Here is an 11,336-nt window from a genome sequence, read left to right on the forward strand (position 1 = left end):
TCCGGGCACGTACAGGCCCGCGGCGGTTGCGAGCACGATGCGCGCCGCCATCAGCTCCCAGTAATTCTGCGCGCCCCAGGCGAGGACGTTCGCCACAGCGAATGCCGAGAGCGCCGCGATCATCAGCGTGCGCCGATGAAACGCGCCGGTCAGCGCCGTCAGCACGGGCGAACTGAACGCGTAGGCAAGCGCAAACACCGTGACAAGCTGCCCCGTCGCAACGATGCTCGTGTGCAGGTCGGCAGCCATGTCCGGCAACAGCCCGGCGATCATGAAGCTCTCGGTGCCGACTGCAAACGTACCGAGCGCGAGCCAGTAGAGCGGCGCAAGGGACGGGGAAGACGTGGATGAAGAGTTCACGTTCGGCTCCCGGTCATGCGGCCACGGCTTCGCCGCTATGGAACGGATAGTCGGTATAACCGACCTCCGTGCCGCCAAAGAACGTGGGACGATCATATGGATTGAGCGGCAACTCAAGACGCAGGCGTTCGGGCAGATCCGGATTCGCGATGAAATCACGGCCAAACGCCACGAGGTCCGCGTCGCCCGCCTGAATCACGGCTTCCGCTGTTCCGGCCTTGAAGCCGCCTGCCGCGATGATCACGCCCTTGTAGTGCTTGCGGATAAGCTGTGCAGCGACGGGGTTCGGGTCCTTGCTGTCGTCATCGACATTGCCAAGCACACGCGGCTCGATCAGATGGATATAAGCGAGGTTCAGCTTGGCCAGTTCCTCTGCAACGTAAGTAAAGAGGCCTTCCGGGTTGCTGTCGGACATATCGCCCCATGTGCCGCTCGGTCCAAGGCGCACGGCCACGCGGTCGCTGCCCCAGACGGAGATGACCGCACGCGTGACTTCCATCAGGAAGCGGGCGCGGTTTTCGAACGAACCGCCATAGATGTCCGTGCGCTTGTTGCTGCCGTCCTGCAAGAACTGATCGAACAGATAGCCGTTGGCCGCGTGCAACTCGACGCCATCGAAACCCGCCTCTTTGCCGCGCAAAGCGGCGGTACGGAAGCTATCGACCAGCCCGGCGATTTCGGGCACCGTCAGCGCACGGCTCGGGGTATTCGGAATCCAGCCGGCTTCGGTATAAGCCACGCCGCCGTGCAGCACCTCGGAAGGTGCGACCGGCTGGGCGCCATCCGGCTGCAACTGGCTGCTCGACTGCCGTCCCGCGTGATAAAGCTGCAGGAACATGTGGGCGCCTTTGGCATGCACGGCATCGGTGATGTGCTTCCAGCCGGCGATCTGGCTGTCGTCGTACAAACCGGGCGCGCCCAGATAACCGTTGCCGTTGGGCGCGGCAATGGTAGCTTCGCTGATCAGGAAACCGCCCTTCGAGGCGCGCTGGGTGTAGTACTCGGCCATCAACGGACCGGGTCTTGCGCCTTCCTCGGCACGCATGCGGGTAAGCGGCGCAAGCACGACACGATGCGAAAATTCCAGGGGACCCACTTTGACGGCGGAATGAAGTTTAGACATGACTCTCTCCAGATTTGGTGGGCTGCCGAGATTGACCGGCAGCGGGTGCTTCGACCTTGGATGAGAGTGTAGGAACGATTCAAAAGAAGAAAAATGGGCTAAGGTTCCGAATATATTGGACAGAAAAGTCCTTAATCGTGCTTGCACGGTCGTGACCCGCCAGGCGCAAGTGCGCCGCGTGGCGGACGAAAAATCTGCGAACTTATCCCGGGACACAATCATGGACAGCCTTGGCGGCATTTCGATGTTCGTACAGGTCGCAGACACCCGCAGCTTCACGGAAACGGGGCGGCAGCTCGGTTTATCGTCGTCGGCGGTTGGCAAGAGCATCGCGCGAATGGAAGAACGCCTGGGCGTGCGGCTTTTTCATCGCAGCACGCGCAGCATCACGCTGACCGCCGAAGGCACGCTGTTCCTCGAGCGATGCCGGCGTATTCTCGGCGAGGTGGAAGCCGCTGAAGCCGAACTGTCCGACGCCGCCGGCAGCCCGCGCGGCCGCCTGCGGATCAGCACGCCGCAGTTGTCCGGGCTTATCATGCCGGCGCTCGATGGCTTCATGGCGCAGTACCCGGACATCGAAATCGATGTGGACTTGTCCGATCGAATGGTCGATGTGGTTGAAGAAGGCTTCGACACCGTGATTCGCACAGGCGCACAACATGACTCGCGGCTGGTATCGCGCCGTCTCGGTTCCTGCGGACAGGTGCTGGTCGCCTCGCCCGGTTATCTCCGGCAACGGGGCACGCCATCGCATCCTGCGGACCTTGTTCACCACGCTTGCCTGCTCCACAAGTTTCCCGCGACGGGCAGGCTCGAACGCTGGCCGTTTCAGCTTGCAGCATCGGAGGCGGATCCAGAGCTTCCGCAAACTTTCGTCAGCAACACGATCGAAGTCCTGGGGTTTCTTGCGCTGCAGGACAAAGGTCTGGCGTTCCTGCCAACCTTCCTCGTGCGCGATGCGCTTGCCAGCGGCGCACTGCAAGTCGTGCTCGACGATTACATCAACCAGACCGTAACCTTCTGGATTCTCTGGCCGGCGAGCCGCTATGCGTCGCCCAAGCTGCGCGTGTTCATCGACTACATCAGTCAGAACCTGAAGATCTAGTGCGCTCAATGCGTTTCGGACATCGATGTCCGCAATGTTCGGAATCGCAGCCCGTTTATCTTCAATCCCGTCACTCCTACGATGCCTCCTGTCGCCGCGCAGTCGTCTGCGCAGCCTAACGCAGGAGTTTCTCGTGAACGATAGAAAGATTGGCGTCGGTGTCATCGGCCTGGGCCATTGGTCGGAATATGGGCATTTGCCGTCGCTCAGGCGGTTGCCCGATTACGAACTGACGGCCGTGTACAGCCGCAGCGCCGACAAGGCATCGAGCCTCGTGGAACGCCACGGCTTCAAATACGCGGCATCGTCGGTGCAGGAGCTGGTATCGAATCCGGAAGTCGACCTGGTGCTCGTGCTGACGCCGGCGTTCCAGCACGAAGAAGGTATTCGCGCCGCGATCGCGGCAGGCAAGGACGTGTACTGCGAGTGGCCGTTGACGCCCGACACGGCTTTGTCGAAGGAACTGCTTGCATTGGCCGACAAAGCGGGCGTGCGCACGATCGTCGGCCTGCAGCGGCGGTTGAATCCGGGATATCGCTACGTGGGCGATTTGCTGGACCACGGCGATATAGGCGATATCCGTTCCGTGCGCCTGCATGTCAGCGTGGAATATTTCCAGCGTGAACGCCCTGCTTCGCTTTACTACACCATCCCCGAGAAAAACTTTTCGAGCCTCCTCTCAATCTATGGCGGTCATTTCCTGGACGCCCTCTTCACGACGATGACCGGTTTCCCGCAAAGCCTGTCCGCGCTCACAGTCAATCAGTTCAAGGAAGTCACGCTGTTGGAAACGGGCGAAACATTGCCGCATACAAATGCAGACCAGGTCGTTCTCGCGGGAACGTTCGCGAACGGCGCCGTGCTGAGCGTTCATCTGGAGGCAGGCAAACGCAACAACTACGGCGTTCAGCTCGACATTACGGGCAGCAAGGGCGACCTGAAGATCACGAACACGTCGAGCTTCGGCGACACGTTCAACCGTATCGAAATCGCACGAGGCGACAGCCAGCCAATGACCGTGCTTACGGTTCCGTCCGAATACGAATGGCTGGAAGAGGGCGAACTGGGCGGCAGCGTCGTGGAGCTGGCGAGCCTCTATGCGGCCCACGCTCGCGATGTCAAGACCGGTTCGACGCTCGCACCTTCATTCGCGGACGCAATCCGGATGCATGAGTTGATGGAACAGATCAAGGAATCGGACCGTTCAGGCAAAAGGGTCGAGTTGTCGTTCAGTCATTCCATAAAGGACGCATCATGAAACTCACAGGTAATACGATCTTCATCACCGGCGGCGGTTCAGGCATCGGCCGGGGCCTCGCTGAAGCGCTGCACAAACTCGGCAACCAGGTGATCATTGCAGGCCGGCGACGCAGTCATCTCGACGCCGTGATCGCAGCCAATCCGGGCATGAAGGCGGTCGAGCTCGACATCTCCGATCCAGCGAGCATCGAACGTGTGGCAGCAAAGCTGATCGTCGATCACCCCGAGCTCAATGTGCTGATCAACAACGCGGGCATCATGCAGGCCGATGCAATCGCCGGCAAGATCGACGACGCCCAGATGGTGTCCATCGTCACGACCAATCTGATCGGTCCGATCCGGATGACCTCCGCGCTGGTCGAACACCTGAAGACCCGCAACGACGCAATCGTCGCGTACACCAGCTCGGTGCTCGCGTTCGTGCCGTTGGCGCTTACGGCGGTCTACTCGTCGACCAAGGCGGCGCTGCACTCGTACGCACTGTCACAACGTTTCATGCTGAAGGACACGTCGGTCCGCGTTCTCGAAATCGCGCCGCCGTGGGTGCGCACCGAGCTTATGAACAGCCAGGAAGCCGAGATGGCGATGCCGCTCGATCAGTTTATCGATGAGACGATCAAGGCGCTCGGTAGCGGGGCGGACGAGATTCTGGTGGAAGCAGCCAGGCCGATGCGCGCGAACCCCGGACCGGGCGAGCACGATTTCGTCAACGGCTTCAATTCCCAGATGATGGCAACAATGGGCGGATAACCTTCCTCCGCGCATATGAGCCGGCTGGGGCCAACTGCGCCCCAGCGGCTCGAGCACTAAGCTTTACTTCTCTCCCTGCACTCCCTCGTACTTTCCCCTATCTTTTTTTGAAAAGATTGACAGCCCAATACTCGCGGTTTAATTTTTATAAACCGGTTTACAAGCGGGCGGCGCAATGTCGGTTGCGCCCACGAAGTCTTCCTTCAATTCACCGGCCGCGCGGCTTTCAATGACCGTACAAAAACGGCCGGACCAACCAGGAAAGGGATTCCGATGAGCGCTGCATTGCATTTCCGCCGCATGACCGCCGTGTTGCTTGGCGCGTCCCTGCTCGCTTTCGCGGGCGCGGCACTGGCCGCGGGCAAGAAGATCGCCATGGTGCAGATCAACCAGGAGGCGCTCTTTTTCACGCAGATGGACCAGGGCGCGCAAGCCGCCGCGAAAGCCGCGGGCGTCGAGCTCGCCATCTTCAATTCGAACAACGATCCGAGCGCGCAAAACAGCGCCATCGAAACGTATATCCAGCAAAAGGTCGATGCGATCCTGGTCGTCGCCATCGACGTGAACGGGATCAAGCCCGCGATCACCGAAGCCAAGAAAGCGGGCATTCCGGTGGTAACCATCGACGCAATCGTCGATGGCGATAACGCGGTGCAGGTGGGTGTCGACAACAAGAAGGTCGGCGAGGACATCGGTAAGTACACAGCGAATTACATCAAGACGAATCTTGGCGGGAAGGCGAGCATCGGCGTGGTGGGCGCGCTGAATTCCTTCATTCAGAACGTGCGGCTGGATGGCTTCAAGGCGGGTATCGCGACGGTGCCGGGCGCAAAGATCGTCTCCACCGTCGATGGGCAGAACGTGCAGGACCAGGCCCAGACCGCCGCAGAAAACCTCATCTCCGCCAACCCGAATCTGCAGATCGTCTATGCAACCGGTGAACCCGCCTTGATCGGACTCGTCGCGGCAACTTCGGCGCAAGATGCAACGGGCCGCGTGAAGATCGTCGGATGGGATCTGAGCGCGCAGGCCATCAAGGGTATCGATGCAGGCTTCGTGACGGCGGTCGTGCAGCAGGACCCGGAAAGCGAAGGCCGCGTAGCCGTGAACTCTGCGCTCAAGCTCATCGCCAAGCAGCCGGTCGAGAAGAACATCTCGGTGCCGGTGACGATCGTGACGAAGGCAAACGTCGGCAAGTACCGGGCCGTTTTCAAGTAAGGGGAAGCCGATGCAAAACGATGCCGCCATTCCACGCGTACGCATGGAAAACATCATCAAGAGCTACGGAGCCGTGCAGTCGTTGCGCGGCGTGAACCTGCACGTCATGCCGGGCGAAGTGCTCGGCCTCGTGGGCGACAACGGCGCGGGCAAATCGACGGTGTCGAAGGTGTTGTCGGGCGCGGTCGTTCCGGACGGCGGCAGCATCGAGATCGACGGCAAGCCGGTTCATTTCACCGATCCCGGCGACGCCCGCGCGCATCACATCGAAATGGTTTACCAGGACCTGTCGCTGTGCAATACCGTCGATGTCGCCGGCAATCTCTTTCTCGGCCGCGAACCCATGCGACGCGTCTGCGGCGTCTCCGTGCTCGATCATCGCAAGATGCATCGCGAAGCGCGCGACATGCTGAACAACCTCGGCATCCGCATTCCCAGCACGAAGCTCGACGTCGAGAACCTGTCCGGCGGCCAGCGCCAGGCCATCGCGATTTCGCGGGCGGTATCGTTCGATCCGAAAGTGCTGATCATGGACGAACCCACCGCCGCGCTCGCGGTCGCCGAAGTGGAAGCGGTGCTCGACCTCGTGCGCACGATCAGCGAGCGCGGCGTGAGCGTGATCCTGATCAGCCATCGCTTGCAGGATCTGTTTCTGGTGTGCGACCGCATCAGCGTGATGTACGAAGGGCAGAACGTGGCGGACCGGAAGATCGGCGAAACGAATCTGGAAGAGATCGTCGATCTGATCGTCGGCCACAAGTTCAGTGCGCGCTCGGCTCGTGCACTTGCGGAGAATTGACATGGAACTCGCCATGCACGACAAGTCCAAGGCGCCGCGCCTGCCGCTCAAACATATGCTCGGCCGCAACGCGGGCGTGGCGAGTATCGCCGCGTTTTTCATTGTCTGCGCCCTCGCCTTCACGTTCACCACGAGCACGTTTCTCACGACCGGCAACCTGCTCAACGTGCTCCGTCAAAGCGCACCGCTGCTGATCGTCGCCACGACAATGACGCTCGTCATCACGACGGGCGGCATCGATTTGTCGATAGGGTCCACGCTTGCGCTGGTCGGCGCAGTCTCGGCGATTGCGTTGCGCGCGGGCGTGCCGGGAATCGTCGTGCTGATCGGCGGTCTTTCGCTCGGCGCGATCATCGGCGCAATCAACGGTTATTTCATTGCGTTCGCAGGGATGCCCGCGTTTATCGTGACGCTGGGAACGTTGTCTGTAGTACGCGGCATTGCATTGCTCATCACCCAGGGCTTTTCCATACCGATCGAAAACGACGGCTGGTTCGTCGAACTCGGACGCGGCCGGATCCTCGGCATGCCAACACCGGCGGTGATCGCTATCGTGACCTTGCTTGCAGGCTTCGTCACGCTCCGGCATACGCGTTTCGGACGGTATGTGACGGGCATTGGCACGAATGCCGAAGGTGTGCGGCGCGCAGGCGTCAACGTGCGCAGCGTCACCATGAAGGTCTACGTGTTGAGCGGCGCGGCGGCGGGTCTTGCCGGCCTCATCACCACGGCGCGGCTGGGCAGCGGTTCATCGAACCAGGGCGTAGGGTTCGAGCTCGCGGTGATCGCCGCCGTCGTGCTTGGAAGCACCGATCTCTTTGGCGGACGAGGCACGATCCTCGGCACGGTGCTCGGTGCACTGACCATTGCGGTGCTCGGCAACGGACTGATCCTCATCAACGTGTCGCCGTTTTATACACAAATCATTCAAGGCGCGATCATGCTGCTCGCCATCTGGCTCAACACGCGGATTTTCTCGCCGCAGCGGCGCAAGAAGGCTTAAGCGATGAGTTCGATCTTTCGCCACGATGCATCGTTGAAGATAGGCACACGCAGCGCTCAGGTGATGACGGTGCTTGGCCCCATCCCCGTTTCGCAGATGGGCGTGACGCTCATGCATGAGCACATCTTGCTGGATGCATCGGGCAAATGGGTGCCGCCGGCTTGTTGCGGCGACAGGTTCATCGGTGAGCAGAAAGTGCACATCGGCATTCTGGGCGCGCTGCGCATGAACCCGCTGATGAACCGCGACAACTGCCAGCTCTTCGATGCCGATGTCGCCGTCGAAGAACTCATGCGCTTTCGCGAGCTGGGCGGCGAGACGGTGATCGACCCGACCAATCTCGGACTGGGGCGAGACCCCGCCGCGCTGCAACGGATCGCACGGCGCACGGGGTTGAACATCGTGATGTCGACGGGGTTTTATCTCGAGCCTTCGCATCCGGATTATGTGAAGCACAAGTCCATCGATGAACTCGCCGCACAACTGATCTTCGATGTCGGCGGCGCAGATGAAAAGCCCGATGTGCTCGCCGGCATGATCGGCGAGATTGGTGTGTCGGCGGCGTTTACCGCCAACGAGGAGAAGTCGCTGCGTGCTGCCGCGCGTGCGAGCGCCGCGACGCACGTGCCCTTGTCCGTGCATCTTCCTGGATGGGTGCGGCACGGGCACCGCGTGCTGGACATCGTGGAGGAAGAAGGCGCGGACCTGAATCACACGGTCCTGTGTCACATGAACCCGAGTCACATGGACGTCGAATATCAGCACGCGCTGGCCAGACGCGGCGCATGGCTCGAATACGACATGATCGGCATGGAGTATTTCTACGCCGATGAAAACGCGCAATCGCCATCCGACGAAGAGAACGCACGCGCAATCAAGGCGTTGATCGATGCGGGGTTCATTGACCGGATCCTGATGTCGCAGGACGTGTTCATGAAGATCATGCTCACGCGTTTTGGCGGCCATGGCTATGGCTACATCCTCAAGTATTTCGTGCCGCGCTTGCGGCGCCACGGCGTCTCGAACGAGCAGATCGAAACCATGATGATCACCAACCCGACGCGGGTTTTTTCAGGCAGTTGATCGATAACCTGTAACCATACGATGTGGACCGGTTCCACCTGCGCCGCACGCCGCCGACACGGCAAGCCGCGCGTTCAAGGAGCACACGCATGACCAAGTCTGTTCTGCTTGCCGGCGAGAGCTGGGCGAGCATGTCGATGCACGTCAAGGGCTTTGACCAGTTCCCGACTGCGACCTATCACAACGGCGCGACGATCTTCCTCGATATCTTCAAGGACAGCGAATTCAAGATCACGCACATGCCGAGCCACGAAGCGCAGGAGATGTTCCCCTCCACGCTGGATGGCCTGCTTGCCTACGACGCGATCATTCTTTCGGACATCGGAGCAAATACATTGTTGCTGCATCCCGACACGTGGATCAAAAGCGAGCGCACGCCGAACCGCCTCAAGCTGTTGCGCGACTATGTTGCGGCGGGGCGCGGGCTGATGATGATCGGCGGGTATTTGAGCTTCCAGGGTATCAACGGCAGCGCGCGGTTTCGCAACACGCCGGTGGAAGAAGTGCTGCCGGTAACGTGCCTTCCCTACGATGACCGCGTCGAGGTTCCCGAAGGATTCAACGCGGACGTCGTCGCTTCGCATCCGATAGTCGAAGGCCTCGGAACGCAATGGCCGCACTTGCTCGGTTACAACGAAGTGCAGGTCAAGCCCGACGCAACGTTGATTGCATCGGTTCCCGAAACGGGCCATCCGTTGCTGGTCGCGGGAACATATGGACGAGGCCGTACCCTCGCGTGGACCAGCGACATGTCGAGTCACTGGTTGCCGCCTGCGTTCTCCGCGTGGGAGGGCAACGCGCGCTTGTGGACCAACTGCCTCGACTGGCTGACAGCGGGCGAACGATAACGGTTTAAGAGGCGCGCGCTCCGTGTAATCGGCAATACTGCTGTCGATCCGGCGCTCCCCGCTTCACACTGCTGCAGCCACAGCCGTGCTATGTTCTTTGCCGTCTGCCCATACCGCGCGCAATGAACCGTCCGAGCCCACTGACAAAGAGGCGCTGTTTCGTCTCGCTGGTCGCAATCCTGTGCCTCCTGATGCTGGTGATCGTGGTGGCGGGAATCGCGGGCTGGATCACCTTGCGCGGCAGCCTTGCGCAACTCGACGGCACGCATGCATCGGCGGCGACTTCGGCGTTGCATGCGCCGGTCAGCATAGAACGCGATAACCTCGGCGTGCCGACCATCAAGGGCAGCACGCGCGATGACGTCGCGTTCGGCACCGGCTTCGCGCAAGCGCAAGATCGCTACTTCCAGATGGATCTGCTGCGCCGCGTCGCCGCCGGCGAGATGTCCGAGCTGATCGGCCCCGCAGCGCTCGAACTGGATCGACGCAACCGGCCGCATCGATTTCGCGAACGGGCGCGCAAAGCATTCGACGCGCTGCCGGCAACCCAGCAGAGGTTGATTGAACGCTACACGGCCGGCGTCAATGACGGGCTCGCGGCGCTGGCTTCGCGTCCGTTCGAATACTGGGTGCTGCGCACGCCGCCGGCGCCCTGGCGTCCGGAAGACACGCTGCTGGCCGTCTACGCAATGTACTTCGACCTGCAGTCCGATGAAGTCCGCCACATTCTGTCGCGCGCTGCGTTGCGCGAACGGGTGCCGGCGGACTTGTATGAATTCCTGCTGCCCGCAACGAGCCATTGGGACGCACCCTTCGATACTGCAACGCCTTCCACCGAACAACAGCCTTCGCTGCCCGCAACCCGCCCGGACTGGCTGCGGGCATCGAAAGACACGAAGCACAGCAGCACTGCCATCACAGATTCGATGATCGGCAGCAACGGCTGGGCAGTCGATGCCGCCCACAGCGCGCACGGCGGCGCGATCCTCGCGAGCGACATGCACCTGGGTCTTTCGCTGCCGAACATCTGGTACAGGATGTCGCTGACGTGGCCCGCAGCCGATGGCCAGCCGCGCCGCATCACAGGCGTCACCCTGCCCGGCGCACCGCTCGTGATCGCGGGCAGCAACGAACGGATCGCGTGGGGCTTCACGAACAGCTATGGCCGTTTCATCGATCTGATTGTGTTGCAGCGCAATCCCGCCGATCCGCTGGAATATCGCGTTGCAGGCGGCAAGTGGGCGCGTGCGACCGTCGTTCATGAGCGCATCCTGGTGAAGGGCGGGGCGCCCGTGGACTTGGCGGTCATCGATACACAATGGGGTCCGCAAATCATCGCCGGTCCAGACAAGACCGCCTATGCCTTGCGCTGGACCGCGCACGATCCCGAAGCCGTCAACCTGAACCTACAGCAACTGGAAGACGCCACGAACGTCGCGGACGCGATCCACGCCGCGCAAATCAGCGGCATTCCCACGCAGAATTTCATGGTCGCGGATTCGCGTGGCGAAATCGGCTGGACGCTTGCCGGGCCGCTGCCCAAACGCAGCGCCGCCACTGACCCGTCCACGGGACCACTCAGCGAGGTGCCGTTCGATTCGACGACGTATCGCGGATGGCAAGCTTATCTCGCACCCGCCGCCTACCCGTCGCGCATCAGCCCGCCGCTCGGGCGGCTCTGGAGCGCGAACAATCGCACCTTGCCGCTCGATCAGGCCGCAATCGCAGGCGATGCCGGCACCGACCTCGGCGCGCGTGCATCGCAGATTCGCGACGACCTGTTCGCA

Annotated in this window: 11 protein-coding genes; 9 read left to right on the top strand and 2 right to left on the bottom strand. The window is 61.4% G+C overall.

Annotation, left to right across the window (positions count from 1 at the left end):
- On the bottom strand, window positions 1-360 hold a 360-nt coding region (locus tag ACRXB1_RS19235; RefSeq protein WP_449492892.1), incomplete at its 3' end, for an MFS transporter.
- Window positions 361-373: 13 nt separating this feature from the next.
- Window positions 374-1,483 (bottom strand): alkene reductase, encoded by a 1,110-nt coding sequence (locus tag ACRXB1_RS19240; RefSeq protein WP_449492893.1) that lies wholly within the window; start codon window positions 1,481-1,483, stop codon window positions 374-376.
- A 220-nt stretch (window positions 1,484-1,703) separates the two neighbouring features.
- Here ACRXB1_RS19240 and ACRXB1_RS19245 point away from each other — a divergent pair, with 220 nt between their 5' ends.
- The 9 genes from ACRXB1_RS19245 to ACRXB1_RS19285 form a co-directional block, all read left to right on the top strand.
- The gene (locus ACRXB1_RS19245; protein WP_174362988.1) at window positions 1,704-2,588 is read left to right on the top strand and encodes a LysR substrate-binding domain-containing protein; all 885 of its coding nucleotides are present in this window, start codon (window positions 1,704-1,706) and stop codon (window positions 2,586-2,588) included.
- A 133-nt stretch (window positions 2,589-2,721) separates the two neighbouring features.
- A complete protein-coding gene (locus ACRXB1_RS19250; RefSeq protein WP_449492894.1) occupies window positions 2,722-3,846 on the top strand; it encodes a Gfo/Idh/MocA family protein in 1,125 nt (374 codons plus the stop codon).
- Entirely contained in the window at window positions 3,843-4,598 is a 756-nt protein-coding gene (locus ACRXB1_RS19255; RefSeq protein ID WP_449492895.1) for an SDR family oxidoreductase, read from the top strand. The genes ACRXB1_RS19250 and ACRXB1_RS19255 overlap by 4 nt, the downstream gene beginning before the upstream one ends.
- Before the next feature lie 273 nt (window positions 4,599-4,871).
- Window positions 4,872-5,816 (top strand): substrate-binding domain-containing protein, encoded by a 945-nt coding sequence (locus ACRXB1_RS19260; protein WP_449492896.1) that lies wholly within the window; start codon window positions 4,872-4,874, stop codon window positions 5,814-5,816.
- A gap of 10 nt (window positions 5,817-5,826) precedes the next feature.
- On the top strand, window positions 5,827-6,615 hold the full coding sequence (locus tag ACRXB1_RS19265) for an ATP-binding cassette domain-containing protein (protein ID WP_062001493.1): 789 nt from the start codon (window positions 5,827-5,829) through the stop codon (window positions 6,613-6,615).
- Between the two features lies 1 nt (window position 6,616).
- Window positions 6,617-7,618 carry an ABC transporter permease gene (locus tag ACRXB1_RS19270; protein ID WP_062001492.1) on the top strand — a complete coding sequence of 334 codons (1,002 nt, stop codon included), beginning with the start codon at window positions 6,617-6,619 and terminating at the stop codon, window positions 7,616-7,618.
- A gap of 3 nt (window positions 7,619-7,621) precedes the next feature.
- Window positions 7,622-8,701, top strand: coding sequence for a phosphotriesterase family protein (locus ACRXB1_RS19275; RefSeq protein WP_062001491.1), 1,080 nt, complete (start codon window positions 7,622-7,624; stop codon window positions 8,699-8,701).
- A gap of 89 nt (window positions 8,702-8,790) precedes the next feature.
- Window positions 8,791-9,549: a glutamine amidotransferase gene (locus tag ACRXB1_RS19280; RefSeq protein WP_449492897.1), complete on the top strand. Its 759-nt coding sequence runs from the start codon at window positions 8,791-8,793 to the stop codon at window positions 9,547-9,549.
- Window positions 9,550-9,671: 122 nt separating this feature from the next.
- Window positions 9,672-11,336 (top strand): penicillin acylase family protein (locus tag ACRXB1_RS19285; protein WP_449492898.1); only part of this gene is annotated, 1,665 nt, incomplete at its 3' end.

It is taken from the genome of Caballeronia sp. M23-90 (genome assembly GCF_053574605.1).

Coding starts and splice junctions, on each gene's coding strand:
- ACRXB1_RS19240 (WP_449492893.1), bottom strand. CDS start 1,483: ATGTCTAAACTTCATTCCGCCGTCAAAGTGGGTCCCCTGGAATTTTCG.
- ACRXB1_RS19245 (WP_174362988.1), top strand. CDS start 1,704: ATGGACAGCCTTGGCGGCATTTCGATGTTCGTACAGGTCGCAGACACC.
- ACRXB1_RS19255 (WP_449492895.1), top strand. CDS start 3,843: ATGAAACTCACAGGTAATACGATCTTCATCACCGGCGGCGGTTCAGGC.
- ACRXB1_RS19260 (WP_449492896.1), top strand. CDS start 4,872: ATGAGCGCTGCATTGCATTTCCGCCGCATGACCGCCGTGTTGCTTGGC.
- ACRXB1_RS19265 (WP_062001493.1), top strand. CDS start 5,827: ATGCAAAACGATGCCGCCATTCCACGCGTACGCATGGAAAACATCATC.
- ACRXB1_RS19270 (WP_062001492.1), top strand. CDS start 6,617: ATGGAACTCGCCATGCACGACAAGTCCAAGGCGCCGCGCCTGCCGCTC.
- ACRXB1_RS19275 (WP_062001491.1), top strand. CDS start 7,622: ATGAGTTCGATCTTTCGCCACGATGCATCGTTGAAGATAGGCACACGC.
- ACRXB1_RS19280 (WP_449492897.1), top strand. CDS start 8,791: ATGACCAAGTCTGTTCTGCTTGCCGGCGAGAGCTGGGCGAGCATGTCG.